This window comes from Pseudooceanicola pacificus, assembly GCF_009789075.1.
Classification (GTDB): Bacteria; Pseudomonadota; Alphaproteobacteria; order Rhodobacterales; family Rhodobacteraceae; genus Pseudooceanicola; species Pseudooceanicola pacificus.
Genome location: NZ_WNXQ01000012.1, coordinates 24,259 through 43,341, shown reverse-complemented (window position 1 = coordinate 43,341; position 19,083 = coordinate 24,259). Strand labels below are relative to the sequence as shown.

Sequence of the window (19,083 nt, the reverse complement as noted above, 5' to 3'; positions counted from 1 at the left end):
CCGGTCATGGTCGTCAGCGGTGCGTGGCAGGGGGCCTTCTGCCCCGTGCAACTGGCCGGAGGGCGCAGCTGATGGCCGCCTATCTCTTCCGCCGGCTGGTCCAGTCCGCGCTGATCCTGCTGGGGGTCAGCTTCATCACCTTCGTGCTGCTCTACGTGCTGCCCGCCGATCCGGTGCGCCAGATCGCCGGACGCTCGGCGACGCAGCAGACGGTCGAGAACATCCGCCACCAGCTGGGCCTCGACCAGCCGATGCTGGTGCAATACGCGCGCTACCTGTCGGGGCTGGTGCAGGGCGACATGGGCCGCAGCTACCTGCAGAAGACCGAGGTCGCCAGCCTGATCGCCGCGCGTCTTCCGGCCTCGCTGCTGCTGATGGCGGGCGGGATCGCCTGCGAGCTGGTCATCGGCCTGTCCCTTGGCGTCATCGCTGCGCTCTGGCGGGGGCGGGCGCTGGACCAGGGGCTGATGGTCACCAGCTTTGTCGCCGTCTCGGCCCCGCAATTCGTGGTGGGGCTGCTGCTGCTTTATGTCTTTGCCGTGCAGCTCGGCTGGTTTCCCATCGGGGGCTACGGCACCTTCGCCCATCTCGTGCTGCCCTCGATCGCGCTCGGGATCATGGGGTCGGGGTGGTATTCGCGGATGATGCGCTCGGCGATGGTCGAGGTGCTGCGCCAGGATTACATCCGCACCGCCCGCGCCAAGGGGCTGACCCGGGCGCGGGTGATCCTGCGCCATGCCCTGCCCAATGCCATCCTGCCCATCATCGCGATGATCGGCATCGACATCGGGATCTTCATGGGCGGCATGGTTGTCGTCGAAAGCGTCTTTGGCTGGCCCGGCATCGGGCAGCTGGCGTGGCAGGCGATCCAGCGCGTCGACATTCCGATCATCATGGGCGTCACGCTCGTCTCGGCCACGGCCATCGTGCTGGGCAACCTGCTGGCCGACATCGTGACCCCCTTCATCGACCCGCGCATCAAGCTGCGCTGAACCATAACCAACAGGGAGCCTGAAATGATGAAGACCCTTCTGACCTCGACCGCCCTTGTCGCGGCACTGGCGCTGCCTGCGGCGGCGCAGGATTACACGCCCGATCCCAATGCCACCCCCGGCGGCATGATCACCGTCACCTACAAGGACGATGTCGCCACCCTGGACCCGGCCATCGGCTACGACTGGCAGAACTGGTCGATGATCAAGTCGCTGTTCGACGGGCTGATGGACTATGTCCCCGGCACGACCGAGCTGCGCCCCGGGCTGGCCGAAAGCTACGAGATCAGCGACGACGGCAAGACCTTCACCTTCACCCTGCGGCCCGGGGTCAAGTTCCACAACGGGCGCGAGATGACGGCTGAGGACGTGAAATATTCGCTCGACCGCGTGACCACGCCCGCCACCCAGTCGCCCGGCGCGGGCTTCTTTGCCTCGATTGCCGGGTTCGACGCGATATCCGACGGATCCGCCGACACGCTGTCGGGGGTCGAGGTGGTGGAGCCCGCAACCGTCAGGATCACCCTGTCGCGGCCCGACGCGACCTTCCTGCACGTGATGGCGCTGAACTTCGCCTCCATCGTGCCCAAGGAAGCGGTGGACGAATACGGCAGCGATTTCGGCAAACATCCCGTGGGCACCGGCGCGTTCAAGCTGGATGAATGGACCATCGGCCAGCGGCTGGTCTTTGCGAAGAACGAGGATTTCTGGCGCGAGGGCGTGCCCTATCTGGACGGCGTGACCTTCGAGGTCGGGCAGGAACCCATCGTGGCGCTGCTGCGCCTGCAACAGGGCGAGGTCGACGTGCCCGGCGACGGCATCCCGCCGGCGAAGTTCCAGGAGGTGATGGGCGATCCGGCGCAGGCCGCGCGCGTGGTCGAGGGCGGGCAGCTGCACACCGGCTACATCACCCTCAACGTGGGGATCGCGCCGCTGGACAAGCTGGAGGTGCGCGAGGCCATCAACATGGCCATCAACAAGGAGCGCATCACCCAGATCATCAACGGCCGCGCCGTGCCCGCGACGCAGCCGCTGCCGCCGTCGATGCCGGGCTATACCGAAGGTTATGACGGCTATGCCTACGACCCCGAGGGCGCCAAGGCCAAGCTGGCCGAGGCCGGGCTGGCCGACGGGTTCACCACCGAGCTCTACGTGATGAACACCGATCCCAATCCGCGTATCGCCCAGGCGATCCAGCAGGACCTCAAGGCCATCGGCGTCACCGCCGAGATCCGCAGCCTGGCCCAGGCCAACGTGATCGAGGCCGGCGGCGCGGGTCAGGCCCCGATGATCTGGTCGGGCGGCATGGCCTGGATCGCCGATTTCCCCGATCCGTCGAACTTCTACGGCCCGATCCTGGGCTGTGCCGGCGCGGGCGAAGGCGGCTGGAACTGGTCCAAGTTCTGCGACGAGGGGATCGACGCCATGGCGACCGAGGCCGACAGCATGACCGACCCCTCGGCGCCCGAACGGCTGAAGATGTGGTCGGACGTCTACATGAAGGTCATGGAAGAGGCGCCCTGGGTCCCGGTCTTCAACGAGCAGCGCTACACGATGAAATCGGCCCGCATGGGCGGGGATGACTCGCTGTACGTCGATCCGGTCTCGATCCCGATCAACTACGATTATGTCTACGTGACCGAGTGATCCCATGTGCAAGACCTGCGACTACACGATCCACGGGGCGCAGCACCATTTCGGCTGGGACAATTCCATTGCCCCAGCCGAAACGGTGGCCCCCGGGTCCACGATCCTATTCAAATGTCATGACTCTTCGGCGGGCCAGCTTGGCCCGTCGAGCACCGTGGCCGATGTCGCCGCGCTGGATTTCGGCAAGATCAACCCGGTTTCCGGCCCGATCCTGATCGACGGGGCGGAACCGGGCGACGCGCTGAAGATCACGCTGCAGGACTTCATGCCGCGGGTCGAGGGCGGGACTGCCTGGGGCTGGACGGCGAATATCCCGGGCTTCGGCCTGCTGGCGGACCAGTTCACCGAACCGGCGCTGAACATCTGGACCTATGACGCCGAAAGCCTGGAGCCGGCGATGTGGGGCAGCACCGGCAAGGTGGCGCTGAAGCCCTTTACCGGCACCATCGGCGTGGCCCCGGCCGAGCCGGGTCTGCATTCCGTCGTCCCGCCCCGCCGGGTCGGCGGCAACCTCGACATCCGCGACATCGCCAAGGGCACCGTGCTCTACCTGCCGGTCGAGGTGGCGGGCGCCTTGTTCAGCGTGGGCGACACCCATGCCGCGCAGGGCGACGGAGAGGTCTGCGGCACCGCCATCGAAAGCCCGATGGACGTGGTGCTGACCCTCGACCTGGTGAAGGGCGCGAACCTCAAGATGCCGCGTTTCACCACGCCGGGGCCGGTGACGCGGCACCTGGACGCCAAGGGCTACGAGGTGACCACCGGCATCGGGCCCGACCTGATGAGCGGCGCGCGCGACGCGGTGGCCGGCATGGTCGATCTGCTGACCGCGACGCATGGCATGTCGGCGGTCGAGGCCTATATGCTGGTGTCGACCTGCGGCGACCTGCGCATCAGCGAGATCGTGGACCAGCCGAACTGGGTGGTCAGCTTCTACTTCCCGCGCTCGGTCTTCGAATGACCCTTGCGGCCATCCCCGCGGCCCCCGCCGGGGTGGCCGATCCTGTGCTCTCGGTTCAGGGGCTGACCGTGTCCGTCCGCGCGGGCGGGCAGGACCAACCGCTGGTCGAGGGGCTGTCCTTCGATCTGGCCCCGGGCGAAACCCTGGCGATCGCGGGCGAAAGCGGGTCGGGCAAGTCGATCACCTCGCTGGCCGTGATGGGCCTGCTGCCGCCGCCCGCCGTGCGCGCCACCGCCGGGCGGGTGATGCTGCAGGGCACCGACCTGCTGGCGCTGCCCGAGCGCGCGATGCGCAGCCTGCGCGGCAGCAGGGTCGCGATGATCTTTCAGGAGCCGATGACCTCGCTCAACCCGGTGATGACCATCGGCACGCAACTGTCCGAGGCCCTGCGCGCGCATGAGCCGATCTCGCGCCGGGCCGCCCGTGCCCGGGCGCTGGAGGCGCTGCAGAAGGTGCGTATCTCGCAGCCTGAAAAACGGCTGGACCAGTATCCGCACGAGCTGTCGGGCGGGATGCGGCAGCGGGTGATGATCGCCATGGCCCTGGCGCTGAAACCCGCCGTGCTGATCGCCGACGAACCGACCACGGCGCTGGACGTCACCGTGCAGCGCGAGGTGCTGGACCTGCTGCGCGACCTGCAGACGGAAACCGGCACCGCCGTGATCCTGATCACCCACGACATGGGCGTGGTGGCCGAGATGGCCGACCGCGTCATCGTCATGCGCGCCGGCCGCATGGTCGAGCAGGGGCCCGTCGCCCGCATCTTTGCCGACCCGCAGGCGGCCTATACCCGCGACCTGCTGGCCGCCGTGCCGCGCCTGGGTGCCGGGGCGGCCCGGGACGGCGGGCGCATCGTTAGCCTCGCCCCGCCGGTGGCCCGGCTGGTCGACACCGTGGTCCGTTTCGACATCCGCGGCGGGCTGCTTGGCCGGCCCACGCACCGGGTGCACGCGGTCGAGGGCGTCAGCCTCGACATCCGCGCGGGCGAAACCTTTGCCCTGGTGGGCGAATCCGGCTGCGGCAAGTCCACCATCGCCAGGGCGCTGGTCGGGCTGGTCCCGCACGAGGGGCATGTGGAGGTCGCGGGCCAGGCGCTGAACGGGCTGACCGCCGCGGGGAAAAAGGCGCTCTGCCGCGAGGTGCAGATGGTCTTTCAGGACCCGATGGCGGCGCTCGACCCCCGGATGCGGGTGGGCGAGCTGGTGGCCGAGCCGCTGCTGATCCACGGCGAAGGCGATGCCGCCAGCCGCCGGGCACGCGCGGCCGAGCTGTTCGAGCGGGTCGGCCTGCTGCCCGAACATCTCGACCGCTACCCGCATGAATTCTCGGGCGGGCAGCGCCAGCGCATCTGCATCGCCCGTGCCCTGGCGCTCAAGCCGCGGCTGATCATCTGCGACGAAAGCGTGTCGGCGCTGGATGTCTCGGTCCAGGCCCGGGTGCTGGACCTGCTGGGCGAACTCAAGCGCGAGATGGGGGTCAGCTACCTCTTCATCAGCCACGACATGGCGGTGGTCGAAAACATCGCCGACCGCGTGGCGGTGATGTTCCTGGGCCAGATCGTCGAGGCCGGCACCCGCGCACAGGTCTTTGGCGACCCGCGCCACCCCTACACCCGCCGCCTGCTGGAGGCGGTGCCGATCCCCGATCCCACGGTCGAACGCCCCGCGCGCCCCCGGCTGGCGGGCGATCCGCCCAGCCCGGTGCATCCGGTGGGGCAGGGGCCGGACCGGGTGGTGCTGCGCGATCTGGGCAAGGGCCACCTGGTGGCCGAGGCATGAGCAAGGAAAGGACAGCGGATGTGGCGTGAGATGGAGCCCGACAGGCGGCACGAGATCGAGGTCGAGGGCGGCCGCGTCGTGGCCTATGAATTCGGCACCGGCGCGGATGTGCTGTTCTGCCTGAACGGCGGTCCGGGCCTGCCCTGCGATTACCTGCGCGAGGCCCATTCCTGCATGGTCGACCAGGGCTTTCGCGTCGTGGCCTTCGACCAGCTGGGCTGCGGCGCCTCGGACCGGCCCGAGGATCCCGCGCTCTGGACCGTGGGGCGCTATGTCGAGGAGACCGAGGCGGTGCGCCGCGCCCTGGGTTTGGGCCGGGTGCACCTGCTCGGCCATTCCTGGGGCGGCTGGCTGTCGATCGACTATGCGCTGACCTATCCCGAGGCGCTGAAGACTGTCACCCTGGCCGACACCAATGCCGACATGCCCCACCTGGTGTCGGAACTGCACCGCCTGCGCGCGGCGCTCGGCCCTGAAACCGTGGCCATGATGCACAGACACGAGGCCGAGGGCACATTCGAGCACCCGGAATACGCCGCCGCCGTCACCCTGCTGAACTATCGCCACGTCTGCCGCCTGCCGGTCTGGCCCGACCCGGTGACCCGCTCGCTGGAGGACTGGAACATGGGGCCCTACGGCACGATGCAGGGACCGAACGAATTCCTCTACACCGGCAACATGAAGGACTGGAACCGGGTGCCCGACCTGCACCGGATGCAGATGCCGGTGCTGATCCTCTGCGGCCAGCACGACGAACTGACCCCGGCCTGTTCGATGCGGATGAAACACCACCTGCCCAATGCCGAAATCAAGGTATTCCCCAATTCCTCGCATATGCCGTTCTACGAGGAGCCGGGGGCCTATTACCCCGTGCTGACCGAGTTCCTGAAACGGAACATCGGGGCATGAGGGCGATGGGCTCCGCCCGCAACGCGACCCCGGGCCCCGGGGCAGGGCGCCCGATTTTTCGTCGAAAAATCGGCGCCGCGGCACGGGCCGCCACCCCCACCTGCGGCCCGGCGCGCCCTGTCACGAGCGGGGCGCGCTGATGCATCGCTACCGCTTCGTCCTTTTCCGCCCGCTGCAGTTCCTGCCCGTGATCTTCGGCATCTCGGTCCTGACCTTCGTCCTTGTCCGCCTGATCCCCGGCGATCCGGCCAGGATGCTTCTGGGCACCCGCGCCACCGCCTCGGCGATCGAGAAGGTCCGCGCGCAATACGGGCTGGATGAGCCGATCTGGCTCCAGTATTTCTATTTCATCAAGAACCTCGCCCAGGGCGAGATGGGCCGCTCGATCGTCTACAAGACCGACGTGCTCAAGCTCATCGCCACGCGGATCGAGCCGACGCTGGTGCTGGTCCTCGGCTCGGTCCTTCTGGCGCTGCTGATCGCGGTGCCGATGGCCACGCTGGCCTCGCGCCGCCGCGGGACGATGGCCGACCAGGGGGTGCGCGTCGTCTCGACCCTGGGGCTGGGCATGCCGTCCTTCTGGATCGCGCTGATGCTGATGATCGTCTTCAGCGTCAATCTCGACTGGTTCCCGGTCTCGGGCTACGGGCGCAGCGTCTCCGACAAGGCGGTGCACATGGTGCTGCCCTGCCTGACCGTGGCGCTATCGCTGTCGGCCATCCTGACGCGCAGCCTGCGCGCCAGCCTGATCGCGCAGATCAATTCCGACCAGGCGACGGCGGCCCGCGCGCGCGGCCTGCCCGAAGGCGCGGTCTTCTGGCGCCACGTGATGCCCAATGCGCTGATCCCCACGCTGAACCTGCTGGCGGTGAACATCGGCTGGCTGATCGGCGGTACGGTGATCGTCGAGTCGGTCTTTGCCATTCCGGGCATGGGGCAGCTGCTGGTGCGGGGCATCTTCTCGCGCGATTACATGGTGGTGCAGGCGGTGGCGATGACCTTTGCCGTGGCCACGGTGCTGGTGAACTTCCTCGCCGACATCCTGACCGTGGCCGCCGATCCGAGGGTCAAGCTGTGAGCGCCCCGGCGGCGGCCCTGCGCCTGCGCATCTTTCCGCGGTTCGAGGGTCGCATCACGCTGTTCCTGGGCCTGGCGGTGCTGCTCTTCTTCGTGCTGCTGGCGGTCTTCGCGCCGCTCATCGCGCCCTACGATCCGATCTACCAGGACGGGACGGCGCGTTTGCAGGCGCCGGGCTGGGCGCATCCCTTCGGCACCGACAACTTCGGGCGCGACATCCTCAGCCGGGTGATCTGGGGCACCCGGGTCGATCTGCAGATCGCCGTGCTGGGGGTGATCTTTCCCTTCGTCATCGGCACCACGATCGGCACGGTTGCGGGCTATTTCGGCGGGGTGGTCGACGCGGTCTTCATGCGGATCGTCGACGTGGTCCTGGCCTTTCCCTACCTGGTGCTGATCATCGCCATCATCGCGATCCTCGGCCCGGGGCTGAAAAGCTTCTACATCGCTCTGGCGCTGGTCGGCTGGGTCTCTTACGCGCGGCTGATCCGGGCGCAGATCCTGGTGCTGAAGACCGCCGATTTCGTGCTGGCGGCGCGCAGCCTGGGCTATTCGCATCGCCGGATCATGTTCCGGCACCTGCTGCCGAATGCGCTTGTGGGGTCCATCGTGTTCTCGATGTCCGACACGGTGCTGGTTCTGCTGGGCGGGGCCTCGATCAGCTTTTTGGGGCTGGGGGTGCAGCCGCCGACGGCGGAATGGGGGATCATGGTGTCCGAGGGGCAGGGGTTCATCACCCGGGCCTGGTGGATGCCGACCTTTCCCGGCCTCGCGATCCTGGCGCTGTCCTTCGGGTTCTCGCTGGTGGCCGACGGGCTGGGCGAATGGCTGGAGGGGCGGAAATGAGTGTCGTCGCAGTGTCCGCATCCGCTCCTGGCAAAGGGCGGCGCCCGACCCTGGGAGGGCATGCGGCAGGCTTGCGGTCAGCGCTGCGCTCTAAAGCATCCCCGTCGGATATGCGGCGCGTGACATCGCCAAGCGCCCTCCCGGGGGGAGGGTCGGGCGCCGCCCGGCGTGCCGCCGGGCGTGACAGTCCCGCTGGTGTGCATAGCGCCCTCCCGGGGGGAGGGGTGAGCCCCGTCTCGGAAACCCTCCGGTGGAGCGTTTCAGGAGCGAGCGCGCGACAGCGCCGGGCGGACGCCCGCATTCAGCCCCGGGGCGTTTCGGGTTGCGCCGTCCCGCGCCCCAAGTCCATCCTAGCCACGGAGTCCCGCCCATGACCGCCCCGGTCCTGACCGTCGACGGGCTGACCGTCGAGACCACCGAGGGCCAGCGGATTGTCGACGGGCTGTCCTTCGACCTCGCGCCCGGAGAGATCCTCGGCCTCGTGGGCGAGAGCGGATCGGGCAAGACGGTGGCCTGCCGCGCATTGATGCGTCTTCTGCCGCCGCGCGCCATGTCGATCACCGCTGGCACCGTCACCCTTGGCGCGGACGAGCTGACGGGCCTAAGCGACGCACAGATGCGCAAGGTCCGGGGCCGCAGGATCGGGATGATCTTCCAGAACCCGACCGCGCATCTGGACCCGGTGATGCGCATCGGGGATCAGATCGCCGAAGGGGTGCGCCTGCACGAGGGCGTGTCCAGACGCGCCGCCCGGGCCAGGGCCGTCGAGGCGCTGCGGCAGGTGGGCATCCCCGACCCCGAGGCGCGGGTCGACAGCTACGCGCATGAATTTTCGGGCGGGATGCGGCAGCGGGCGATGATCGCCGTGGCGCTGGCCTGCGACCCCGAGGTGCTGATCGCGGACGAGCCGACCACCGCGCTGGACGTGACCGTGCAGGCCCAGATCCTGCGCCTGCTGATGGAGCTGCGCGACCGCAAGGGCCTGTCGATCATCCTGATCACCCACGACCTGGGCGTGGTGGCGCAGACCTGCGACAGCATCGCGGTGCTCTATGGCGGCCGGCTCTGCGAACGCGGCCCGAAGCGCGAGATCCTCGGCCGCCCCGCGCATCGCTATACCGAGGGGCTGATCCGCTGCCAGCCCACCACCGCCGCGGGGACCGGCCTGCTGGACACCATCCCCGGCCAGCCCCCCACGCTGGGCGACATGCCCGAGGGCTGCCGCTTTCACCCGCGCTGCCCGGCGGCCACTGCGCTCTGCCGCGCCACCCGGCCCGGGACGCAGCCGCATGGCCCCGGCCATGTCGCCGCCTGCCACCATCCCGCCACCCTGAAGGAGCCGGCATGAAACGCCCGCCGCTGATGATCGCCGACGATGTTTCGGTCGAATTTCCGGTGCAGGGCGGCGTGCCCGGGTTCTCCAGGCGGGTGCTGCGCGCGGTGAACGGCGTCACGCTGCAGGTGCGCCCGGGCGAGGCGGTTGGCCTCGTGGGCGAATCCGGCAGCGGCAAGTCCACCCTGGGCCGCGCGCTGCTGGGGCTGGAGCCGGTGACAAACGGCGCCGTCAGCTTTGACGGGACGCGGGTCAGCGGCGGCACACGGGCCGCGCTGGACCGGCTCAGGCGCGAGACGGCGATGGTGTTTCAGGATCCCTATGGCGCGCTGAACCCGCGCCTGACCGCCGCGCAGGCCGTGGCCGAGGTGCTGGAGGTGCACCGCAAGGTGCCCCGGTCCGAGGTCGCGGCCCGGGTGAGCGAACTGCTGGAACTGGTCGGCCTGCGCCCGGAACACGGCACCCGCCGCCCGGCCTCGCTGTCGGGCGGGCAGTGCCAGCGGGTCGGCATCGCCCGCGCCCTGGCGGTGGAACCCCGGCTGATCGTGGCCGACGAATGCGTCGCCGCGCTCGATGTCTCGATCCAGGGGCAGATCATCAACCTGTTCATGGAGCTGCGCGAACAGCTGGATCTGTCGCTGATCTTCATCGCCCATGACCTGGCCATCGTGCGGCGGCTCTGCGACCGGGTAGCGGTGATGTACCTGGGCCGGATCGTCGAGGAAGGCCCGACCGAGCAGGTCTTTACCGATCCGCGTCATCCCTACACCGCCGCCCTGATCCGCGCGATCCCCGAGATCGACCCCGACCGCCCGCTGCCCGCCACGCCGCTGGACGGCGACCCGCCCAGCCCGATGCGCCTGCCGCCGGGCTGCGCCTTTCATCCGCGCTGTCCCCATGCGCGATCCGAATGCCGTGGCGATCCGCCACCGGCAGAGCGCACCGAACCCGGGCGCAGGTGGTCCTGCATCCTGGGGCCCGGGACGGTGGCGCCCCTGACCACCAAGCAACCAGAAACCGACAGAGAGGAAACACCATGATCCCCCGCAACCTGATCCGCACCACGCTGGGCGCCCTCGCGCTGAGCGTCGCGCTCCCCGGCGCCGTGCTGGCCGACGGCGTGCTGACCATCGGCCGCGTGTCCGACAGCACCACCTTCGACCCGATCGCCACGGCGCAGAACCTGGATTTCTGGGTCTTCATGAACGTCTACGACCAGCTCGTGCGCGTCGACCGGACCGGCACCAAGCTGGAGCCGGGCCTGGCCGAAAGCTGGGAGGTCTCCGACGACGGGCTGACCTATACCTTCACCATGCGCGACGCCAAGTTCTCGGACGGCTCGCCCATCACCTCCGAGGACGCGGCCTATACCCTGAGCCGCATCCGCGACAGCGAACTGTCGCTCTGGTCCGACACCTATACCATCATCGACAGCATGGAGACGCCGGATCCCAAGACCCTGATCGTGACGCTTTCGGCCGCCTCGGCGCCCTTCCTGTCGACCCTGGCCATGCCCGGCACCGCCGTGATTTCCAAGGCCGGGATGGAGGAGATGGGCGAGGAAGCCTATGCCGAGAACCCCGTCGCCTCGGGCGCCTTCACGGTCAAGGAATGGCTGCGCGGCGACCGCGTGGTGCTGGAAAAGAACCCCGAGTACTGGGAAGCCGACCGCGTGCAGCTGGACGGCGTCGAATGGATCGCCGTGCCGGATGACAACACCCGCATGCTCAAGATGCAGGCCGGGGAACTGGATGCCGCGATCTTCGTGCCCTTCTCGCGGATCGAGGAACTGCAGGGCGATGCCAACCTCAAGGTCCTGCTGGATCCGTCGACCCGCGAGGACGCGCTGCTGCTGAACCACGAGAACCCGGCGCTGGCCAAGCCCGAGGTGCGCGTGGCGCTGGACATGGCCATCGACAAGCAGGCCATCGTGGATGCCGTGACCTTTGGCATCGGCGAGGTGGCCAACAGCTACATCCCCAAGGGCGCGCTCTACTACAACGCCGACAACCTGCGCCGCCCCTATGACCCGGAAAAAGCCAAGGAGATGATCGAGGCGGCCGGCGAAAGCGGCCTGACGCTCGACTACATGGTCAATGCCGGCGACGAGGTGGACGAGCAGATCGCCGTCCTGGTGCAGCAGCAGCTGGCCCAGGCGGGCGTCACGGTGACCCTGCAGAAGATCGACCCGAGCGTCACCTGGGACACCCTCGTTGCGGGCGATTACGACCTAACGGTGAACTACTGGACCAACGACATCCTCGACCCCGACCAGAAGACGACCTTCGTTCTGGGGCATGACGTGAACCTCAACTACTACACCCGGTACGAGAACGAGGAGGTCAAGCAGCTGGTCGCCGATGCGCGGGTCGAAACCGATCCCGCCAAGCGCGAGGCGATGTATGTCAAGCTGCAGGAGACGGCCAAGGCCGAGGTCAACTGGATCGACCTCTATTACAGCCCCTACCGCAACGTGACCCAGAGCTATGTGGAAAACTTCTACCAGAACCCGCTGGGCCGGTTCTTCCTGGAAGACACGGTCAAGAAGTGATCCCGGGGGGGCGGCTCCGGCCGTCCCGTCGCCCCGATCGGCCGCTTGCCGGGCTTGCTCCGGGGGCGGTCTGACTGGCCGTACCGTGGCCCTGTTCCCCTTCGCCACGGTACGGTCCCTTTCCTGCGGCCCGTCCGGGGCCCTTGTCCGCCTGGTCCCGGCGCCTTGACGCCGGATACCCTGCGGCGCGGTACGGTACTGCACAGCCGGGACCGCCGGGCATGGCCCGCAGCCCGATGCGGGCAGGACCATTGCCGCAGCTTCCCGGCAGGGGCCGGGCCTTGGCCCGCACGGCGCTTGCGACACCTGACGAGGAGGACAGCCCATGCACCTGATCGACCGCGAGGCGCTGGATGCGGTGACGCTGGGCGCGCGCTACCGCGACGGCTCCACGACCCCGGAACAGGCGGTCGAGACCGCACTGGCCCGTATGGCCGAGGTCGAGCCCGCCCTGAACGCCATCGCCTGCGACATGGCCGATGCCGCCCGGGCCGAGGCCGCGACGCGCGGCGCCGACCTGCGCGCCGGAACCGATCTTGGCCCGCTGCATGGCATTCCGGTGGCGATCAAGGACCTGATCGATGTGGCGGGCATCCCGGTCGGCTATGGCACCCGGGCGCATCCGCCCCGCATTGCCGAAACCGACGCCGCGCTGGTGGCCCGCCTCCGCGCCGCGGGGGCGGTGATCCTGGGCAAGACCAACCTGCTGGAATATGCCTATGGCGTGGCCCATCCGCTGGTCGGCCAGACCAACAACCCGCATGACCCGGCGCGCACGGCGGGCGGGTCCAGCGGCGGGTCTGCGGCGCTGGTGGCCGCGGGCGCGGTGCCCCTGGCCCTGGGCACGGATACCGGCGGCTCGATCCGCATCCCGGCCGCCTATTGCGGCATCGTGGGGCTGAAACCCACGTTCGGGCTGGTCCCGCTGGAGGGCGTCTTTCCCCTGGCGCAGAGCCTGGATCACGCCGGTCCGCTGGCCCGTACGGTCGCGGATGCCGCGCTGCTGCTGGCGGCGCTGACGGGGCAGGCGATGCCGATGGACCCTGTCGACCCCGCCGCGCTGCGCATCGGCGTGCTGCGGGCGCAGTTCCCCTCCGAGGCGGCCAATGCCCCGGTCGGCGCGCTGGTCGATGCCTGCCTGCACAGGCTGGCCGGGCAGGGCGCGCAGATCTGGGAGGTCACGATCCAGGGGCTGGAGGAGGCCACCGCCCGGCTGATGGCGATCCTGATGCCCGAAGCCTCGGTCATCCATCGCGACCTGCTGCCGGTGAACCCCCAGGGCTATGCCCCGGGCACAAGACGCCAGATCGAGGACGGCTTTGCCATTCCCGCGACCGACTACCTGCTGGCCAGGGCCTATCAGGGCGATCTGGGCGCGGCGGTGGAGGCGGCGTTTGACGGGGTGGATGTGCTGGTCTCGCCCTCCGTCCCCTTCGTGGCGCCCTTCGAGGACCCGGAAATCGCCGATGGCGGCGACAGCGAGTTGCTGGCCAGCGCCTTTTCCAACGTCACCGGGCATCCCTCGGTCAGCATCCCCTGCGGTATGGTCGACGGCCTGCCGGTCGGGCTGCAGCTGACCGGGCGCCGGGGCGGGGACGGCGCGCTGCTTGCAACCGCCCGGGCGGTCGAGGCTCTGCTTCACGGCGCTTGACACCGCGCCGGCGCAGGGCACCCTTCGGTCAGGGAGCGAGGAGGACCGCCATGCCCGAGCCGATGACCATCTGGACCTATGACTGGGTCCCCGAAATGCCGCGCGGCCATGTCCGCGACATCCGCCTCCGCTGGGCGCTGGAGGAGGCGGGGCTGCCCTATACCGTCGCCACCGTACCCTTTGACCTGCGCGGGCCGGATCACATCGCCCGCCAGCCCTTTGCCCAGGTCCCGTTTCTGGAGGACGAGGGCATCCGCCTGTTCGAAAGCGGCGCCTGCCTGCTGCATATCGCCGAACGCAGCGCGGCGCTGATGCCCAGCGATCCGCAGGGCCGCGCGGATACGATCCAGTGGCTGATCGGGGCGCTGAACTCGATCGAGATGGTCTCGGTCCCCTGGTGGTACGTGAAGGTCACGAGCGAGGGCGAGAACCCCCTGACAGGCTGGCTGCACCAGCGCTTCGACCGGATGGAGGCGGTGCTGGGCGAACGCGCGTGGCTGGCCGCCGGGCGGTTCACCGTGGCCGACCTGCTGATGGCCGATGTGATGCGCCCGGTGGCGAAGCTGGGCGAACTGGACAACTATCCGGGGATGCGCGCCTATATGGAACGGGTGCTGGAGCGGCCCGCCTTTCGCAAGGCGCTCGACGATCAGCTGGCGCATTTCGCGGCGGGTGACGCGGCGCGCGACACGGCGTGACCGCCGCGGCGCAGGCGATGCTCAGGGCGGCGGCTTGTGGATGGCGGGCCGGTGGTGATCGGGCGGGCCGCCCGCCCGGCGGTGCCGCTCAGCCCACCCGTGCGTATTGAATGCCGCGCGCCAGCCAGCAGCCCAGCACCAGCCCGGATACGGCGCCGTCCGCCCCGCGCTCCAGGCGGATCGTCCATTCCCCCGGCGCCGGGGCATCCATCGAGCGGCGGGTGACCAGAACCCAGACATCCGGCCCCGCGGGGTGGATGCGCTCCATCCGGCCCCGGCCCAGCATGCCCTCGAACCGGCCATAGACGCCGCCGTCGCGGGCCTCGATCAGCAGGTCGGCCTCCAGCTCGGCGGAATGGTAGCGCCCGGCGATCTCTCCCCCGTCGGCGGCGGTGACGACAGGCAGGGGCGGCATCTCGACCGCGATATTGTCCTGCGCGACCTTCAGCGACAGGGTGTCGCCCTTGCGCGTCGCCTCCATCCCCGGGCCGGTCAGCGCGCCGTCCTCGCCCGGCGTCAGCCTGGCGGCCCCGGTGGTGAACTTGACCAGCGCGCCGTCCAGGGCCGGGTCGATGCGGGTCAGCAGGCCCGTCTCGGGGCAGAGCCACTGGCCCTTCCACCCGGCCTCTGCCTGACGCCCGGCGGGGGTCGGAACGCCAAGCGCGGCCTTCACCAGCCCCCGGGCGGCGGCATGGGCATCGCCCTCGTGGTTGAAATGCACCATGACCGACAGCCGTTCATCGCCCACATGCAGCCGGTTGGCGCGGATGCCGCGCAGCGCGCCGCCGTGGCCGGTGACATGGCGCCCGCCAATCGTCTCATGCACCAGGCCGAAGCCGTACCAGGCGGGTGTGCCATCGCGGAAGGCCTGCCGTTCGGACAGGCGGCGGTAGAGGCTGGCGGGATCCTCCCGCGTTGCGTCGATCCAGGCCTCATAGGCCAGCATGTCGTCGAGCGAGGCCGAAATCCCCGCATCGCCAATCCAGTAGATGCCGTTGTCGGCTGGGAAATATCCCACGCCCGGCGCGCCCTCATAGGCGACCACGCCGTCCTCGGGGTGGCGGGTGTCGGCGGTCAGCACGGTGGTTTCCATGCCGGCCGGGTCCCAGATGACCTCGCGGTACAGATCGTCCAGCGGGCGGCCGGTCTCCTGCTCGATCAGCTCCGAGACGATGCGGAAGTTGCAGTTGCAGTAGGAATAGCGCGTGCCGGGGGCGAAATGCCCGGTCTTCATGCGGGCGATCAGGGGCAGGGCGTCACCGCGGGCAAAGGTCTGTTCGGCCAGCGCCCCGTGGGTCACCGTCAGCGCCCAGTAGTCGCGCAGGCCCGACTGGTTGTTGCAGAGATCGCGCGCCCTGGGCATCTCGCCGGCAAAGGCGGGCAGGAAGGCGCCCAGCCTGCCGTCCAGCGCCTCGGGCGCGCCGAACCTGTCGAGCAGCACGCCGCAGGTGAACTGCTTGGAGATCGAGCAGATCGGCAGGCGCGTGGCGGTGGTCATCGCCGCGCCGGTGTTGAGGTTCCTGTAGCCCCAGGCCCGCGCCGCGATCACCTTGCCCTCGTGGACCACCCCCGCCACGCCGCCCGGGCCGGGATAGGCCTGCGGCAGGGCGTCAAGGGCGGTGTCGAGCGCGGTCATGTCGAGCGGTGTCATCGGGTGTCCTTTCCGGGGCGCGGGCTGCACGGGTCGAGAGAACCCCGGCGCGCGGCGAAGGGCAAGGGCCGGTGCGCCGCCCGGGCCGTGATGCAGCGCCTCTGCGCAAGGCGCGTGCGACCGGCGGGGGGTGGGCGGCCTGCCTTGCCGGGCAGCGGCCTGGCCCGGCAGAGCGGCCCGCGCCCTCAGGCGAAGGGATCGTCGGGATATCCCACGCCCGCGAGGTAGAGCCCCTGGGGCGGGCAGACCGGCCCGCAGGCGGCGCGGTCCCGGGCTTCCAGCGCCGTCTTGACGTCATCCGGGGCCCAGGCGCCGGTGCCGACCCTCTCCAGCGTGCCGACGATGGAGCGGACCTGATTATGCAGGAAGCTGCGGGCGCGCAGGCGAAAGCGGATTTCGGGGCCAGAGGGGCCGTCGAGCGCCTCGATGGCGATCTCGTCCATCGTCTTGACCGGGCTGGCCGCCTGGCAGATCGACGAGCGGAAGGTGGTGAAATCGTGATGGCCCACAAGATGCGCCGCCCCCGCGCGCATCGCCTCGGGGTCGAGCGGGTGGCCCACCTGCCAGACCAGCCCGGCGTCATGGGTGGCCGGTGCCCGGCGGCAGAGCAGGCGGAACAGGTAGCGCCGTTCAGTGGCCGAGAACCTGGCGTGCCAGTCGTCGGCCACCCGCGCGATGTTCAGGATCGCCACCGGCTGCGGCTTGAGGTGATAGTTCAGCGCGCCGGCCAGGCGGAACGGGTCCCAGTCCTTGTGCAGGTCGCAATGGGCCACCTGCGCCAGCCCGTGCACCCCCGCATCGGTGCGCCCGGCGGCGGCGATGGTATGGGGCCCGGGTTCGAGCCTGGCCAGCGCGGCCTCGATCGCGCCCTGCACCGAGGGCTGGTCGGCCTGCCGCTGCCACCCGGCAAAGGGCGCCCCGTGATATTCGACTTTCATGGCATAGCGCGGCATGGCCCCGATTACCCCGCGGCGGCGGGCGCGGCAATACGGTGAAGGGCGGCGGCGGGGCAGGGAAGCGCGGCGTGGCGGGCAGGCCCCGGCGCGCTGGCCGGGGCGCCGAATCGTTGGGCGGGTGCGGCGCGGTTTGGGCCGGACTGCGATATCCCGAACACGCCCCGGCCTTGCGCCGGGGCCTCGTGGTCACAGGCGCCAGGTCTGCGCAGGCCACTTGTGCCAAGCCTTGCGGGTCACGGGCGTCAGGCCTGTGCAGGCAAGGGGTGGCGGGCCCTTTGCACGCCCGGTGCGACAGATCGCCGGTTGTCTCCATGACGGCAGGCCGGCCTGCACGGCCTTGGCCCGGATCGTCAGTGCCTGCGGCTGCGGCGCGTCCCGCCCCACCTGCGGCCCCGCCCGTCCCCCGCCGCTCGCCCCCGCCCGATCCGCCTGCGTTGCGCACAACAGGCCGCCGCGGGACGTGACCTCGGCCCGCCCCACTGGCAGATCCCGCTTGCCGTGGCTATGTTGCGCCAAGTCGCAGGCAAACGGGGCAGGGTGCAGACAGTGGTGATCGGGGCTTTGGCCGAAGGCGTGACCCGCCGGGTAGAGGCGGTGGGCGACCAGATCTCGAGCACCTTCTTCGAACCTGTGGTGCGGATCGGCGTCACCGGGCTGGCGCGCTCGGGCAAGACCGTCTTCATCACCTCGCTGGTGGCGAACCTGATGGACCGCGCCCGGATGACCCAGCTGGTCGCCAATGCCGACGGCCGCATCGTCACCGCCTATCTGCAGCCGCAGCCCGACGACACCCTGCCGCGCTTCGATTACGAAACGCATCTCGCGGCCCTGACCGCGGCCGAACCGCACTGGCCCGAAAGCACCCGCACGGTCAGCGAGCTGCGCCTGTCGCTCAAGGTGCGTCCCTCGGGCCTGCTGGGCGGGCTGTCGGGCCCGCGCACCGTGCATCTGGACATTGTGGATTACCCGGGCGAGTGGCTGCTGGACCTGGGGATGATGGACAAGAGCTATGCCGAATGGTCCGCCGACGTGCTGGGCTGGGCCGCCGGGCGCCCGATGGCGCAGGAGGTCCTGGCGGCCATCGACGCCGCCCGGGATCGGGCCAAGTGGGAAGAGACCGACGCCAGGGACCTCGCCCGTCTCTACACCGCCTACCTGCGCACGGCCCGTGAGGCGGGTCATTCCAACATCACCCCCGGCCGCTTCCTGCTGCCCGGCGAGATGGAAGGCTCTCCCGTCCTGACCTTCGCCCCGCTCCGCCCCGAGGACAGCCCCCCGCGCCGTGGCCTCTGGCGCGAGATGGAGCGGCGGTTCGAGGCCTACAAGGACAAGGTGGTCAAGCCGTTCTTTCGCGACCATTTCAGCCGGATCGACCGGCAGGTCGTGCTGGTCGACGCGCTTGGCGCGATCCACAAGGGCCCGGCGGCGGTCGAGGAGATGCGCCGCGCGATGGCCGATATCCTCGGCGCTTTCCGGCCCGGGCGGAACGCCTTTCTCAGCCGGCTGCTGATGGGCAAGCGGGTGGAAAAGATCCTCTTTGCCGCGACCAAGGCCGACCACCTGCACCACAGCCAGCACCCCCGGCTGAGTGCGATCATGCAGGCGCTGCTGCGCGATGCGCTGGACCGGGCGAAATTTGCCGGGGCCGAGACCCAGGCGATGGCGATTGCCGCCCTGCGGGCCACGGTCGAGGCGCGGATGCCCCACGGCGGGCGCGAGCTGGACCTGGTGCGCGGGCGCCTGCTGGAGGACGGGCGCATGGCCGCGCTCTACCCGGGCGAGCTGCCCGAGGATCCGGGGCGCCTGCTGAACCCCGCCGCCGCGGGAGAGGAGAAATGGCTGGATGGCGATTACCGCATCATGGCCTTTGCCCCCGCACAGCTGCGCCTGAAGCCGGGCGAGGGGCCGCCGCATATCCGGCTCGACAAGGCGGCGCAGTTCCTGATCGGGGACCGGCTGTGAGCGGCCCTGCGATCCGCCAGCGCCCCGGGGGCGGCCGATGACCGCGCGGCGCCGGGCCAACCCTGCCG

The 19,083-nt window shown here is 69.8% G+C and carries 15 protein-coding genes; 13 read left to right on the top strand and 2 right to left on the bottom strand.

Annotated elements, in window-relative coordinates:
* The first annotated feature begins 71 nt into the window (after window positions 1-71).
* The 12 genes from GLS40_RS16085 to GLS40_RS16030 all read left to right on the top strand — a co-directional run bounded on the left by GLS40_RS16085 (window position 72) and on the right by GLS40_RS16030 (window position 14,446).
* The gene (locus tag GLS40_RS16085; protein WP_160383678.1) at window positions 72-992 is read left to right on the top strand and encodes an ABC transporter permease; all 921 of its coding nucleotides are present in this window, start codon (window positions 72-74) and stop codon (window positions 990-992) included.
* 27 nt (window positions 993-1,019) lie between these two features.
* Window positions 1,020-2,639 carry an ABC transporter substrate-binding protein gene (locus GLS40_RS16080; protein WP_160383735.1) on the top strand — a complete coding sequence of 540 codons (1,620 nt, stop codon included), beginning with the start codon at window positions 1,020-1,022 and terminating at the stop codon, window positions 2,637-2,639.
* A gap of 4 nt (window positions 2,640-2,643) precedes the next feature.
* Window positions 2,644-3,603 (top strand): acetamidase/formamidase family protein, encoded by a 960-nt coding sequence (locus GLS40_RS16075; protein WP_160383677.1) that lies wholly within the window; start codon window positions 2,644-2,646, stop codon window positions 3,601-3,603.
* On the top strand, window positions 3,600-5,381 hold the full coding sequence (locus GLS40_RS16070; RefSeq protein ID WP_160383676.1) for an ABC transporter ATP-binding protein: 1,782 nt from the start codon (window positions 3,600-3,602) through the stop codon (window positions 5,379-5,381). Before GLS40_RS16075 ends, GLS40_RS16070 begins: the two co-directional genes overlap by 4 nt.
* Before the next feature lie 18 nt (window positions 5,382-5,399).
* Window positions 5,400-6,290 (top strand): proline iminopeptidase-family hydrolase, encoded by an 891-nt coding sequence (locus GLS40_RS16065; protein ID WP_160383675.1) that lies wholly within the window; start codon window positions 5,400-5,402, stop codon window positions 6,288-6,290.
* Window positions 6,291-6,429: 139 nt separating this feature from the next.
* Window positions 6,430-7,368 carry an ABC transporter permease gene (locus GLS40_RS16060; protein ID WP_160383674.1) on the top strand — a complete coding sequence of 313 codons (939 nt, stop codon included), beginning with the start codon at window positions 6,430-6,432 and terminating at the stop codon, window positions 7,366-7,368.
* Complete coding sequence (locus tag GLS40_RS16055; RefSeq protein ID WP_160383673.1) at window positions 7,365-8,213, top strand: ABC transporter permease; 849 nt, start codon at window positions 7,365-7,367, stop codon at window positions 8,211-8,213. Before GLS40_RS16060 ends, GLS40_RS16055 begins: the two co-directional genes overlap by 4 nt.
* A gap of 370 nt (window positions 8,214-8,583) precedes the next feature.
* Window positions 8,584-9,561 carry an ABC transporter ATP-binding protein gene (locus GLS40_RS16050; protein WP_160383672.1) on the top strand — a complete coding sequence of 326 codons (978 nt, stop codon included), beginning with the start codon at window positions 8,584-8,586 and terminating at the stop codon, window positions 9,559-9,561.
* On the top strand, window positions 9,558-10,586 hold the full coding sequence (locus GLS40_RS16045) for an ABC transporter ATP-binding protein (protein WP_160383671.1): 1,029 nt from the start codon (window positions 9,558-9,560) through the stop codon (window positions 10,584-10,586). Before GLS40_RS16050 ends, GLS40_RS16045 begins: the two co-directional genes overlap by 4 nt.
* On the top strand, window positions 10,583-12,097 hold the full coding sequence (locus tag GLS40_RS16040; protein ID WP_160383670.1) for an ABC transporter substrate-binding protein: 1,515 nt from the start codon (window positions 10,583-10,585) through the stop codon (window positions 12,095-12,097). The genes GLS40_RS16045 and GLS40_RS16040 overlap by 4 nt, the downstream gene beginning before the upstream one ends.
* Window positions 12,098-12,422: 325 nt before the next feature.
* A complete protein-coding gene (locus GLS40_RS16035; RefSeq protein ID WP_160383669.1) occupies window positions 12,423-13,748 on the top strand; it encodes an amidase in 1,326 nt (441 codons plus the stop codon).
* A 50-nt stretch (window positions 13,749-13,798) separates the two neighbouring features.
* Complete coding sequence (locus tag GLS40_RS16030) at window positions 13,799-14,446, top strand: glutathione S-transferase family protein (RefSeq protein WP_160383668.1); 648 nt, start codon at window positions 13,799-13,801, stop codon at window positions 14,444-14,446.
* An 88-nt stretch (window positions 14,447-14,534) separates the two neighbouring features.
* Here the strand turns inward: GLS40_RS16030 and GLS40_RS16025 are convergent, their stop codons facing one another.
* Together GLS40_RS16025 and truA are read right to left on the bottom strand one after the other, a co-directional pair.
* Complete coding sequence (locus GLS40_RS16025; RefSeq protein ID WP_160383667.1) at window positions 14,535-16,097, bottom strand: D-aminopeptidase; 1,563 nt, start codon at window positions 16,095-16,097, stop codon at window positions 14,535-14,537.
* 185 nt (window positions 16,098-16,282) lie between these two features.
* Window positions 16,283-17,050, bottom strand: a complete 768-nt coding sequence (truA, locus tag GLS40_RS16020) for a tRNA pseudouridine(38-40) synthase TruA (protein WP_160383666.1) — start codon at window positions 17,048-17,050, stop codon at window positions 16,283-16,285.
* Between the two features lie 549 nt (window positions 17,051-17,599).
* Here truA and GLS40_RS16015 point away from each other — a divergent pair.
* Window positions 17,600-19,015, top strand: coding sequence for a YcjX family GTP-binding protein (locus GLS40_RS16015; protein WP_160383734.1), 1,416 nt, complete (start codon window positions 17,600-17,602; stop codon window positions 19,013-19,015).
* Window positions 19,016-19,083: the final 68 nt, after the last annotated feature.

Coding starts and splice junctions, on each gene's coding strand:
- GLS40_RS16085 (WP_160383678.1), top strand. CDS start 72: ATGGCCGCCTATCTCTTCCGCCGGCTGGTCCAGTCCGCGCTGATCCTG.
- GLS40_RS16080 (WP_160383735.1), top strand. CDS start 1,020: ATGAAGACCCTTCTGACCTCGACCGCCCTTGTCGCGGCACTGGCGCTG.
- GLS40_RS16075 (WP_160383677.1), top strand. CDS start 2,644: ATGTGCAAGACCTGCGACTACACGATCCACGGGGCGCAGCACCATTTC.
- GLS40_RS16070 (WP_160383676.1), top strand. CDS start 3,600: ATGACCCTTGCGGCCATCCCCGCGGCCCCCGCCGGGGTGGCCGATCCT.
- GLS40_RS16065 (WP_160383675.1), top strand. CDS start 5,400: ATGTGGCGTGAGATGGAGCCCGACAGGCGGCACGAGATCGAGGTCGAG.
- GLS40_RS16060 (WP_160383674.1), top strand. CDS start 6,430: ATGCATCGCTACCGCTTCGTCCTTTTCCGCCCGCTGCAGTTCCTGCCC.
- GLS40_RS16050 (WP_160383672.1), top strand. CDS start 8,584: ATGACCGCCCCGGTCCTGACCGTCGACGGGCTGACCGTCGAGACCACC.
- GLS40_RS16045 (WP_160383671.1), top strand. CDS start 9,558: ATGAAACGCCCGCCGCTGATGATCGCCGACGATGTTTCGGTCGAATTT.
- GLS40_RS16040 (WP_160383670.1), top strand. CDS start 10,583: ATGATCCCCCGCAACCTGATCCGCACCACGCTGGGCGCCCTCGCGCTG.
- GLS40_RS16035 (WP_160383669.1), top strand. CDS start 12,423: ATGCACCTGATCGACCGCGAGGCGCTGGATGCGGTGACGCTGGGCGCG.
- GLS40_RS16030 (WP_160383668.1), top strand. CDS start 13,799: ATGCCCGAGCCGATGACCATCTGGACCTATGACTGGGTCCCCGAAATG.
- GLS40_RS16025 (WP_160383667.1), bottom strand. CDS start 16,097: ATGACACCGCTCGACATGACCGCGCTCGACACCGCCCTTGACGCCCTG.
- truA (WP_160383666.1), bottom strand. CDS start 17,050: ATGCCGCGCTATGCCATGAAAGTCGAATATCACGGGGCGCCCTTTGCC.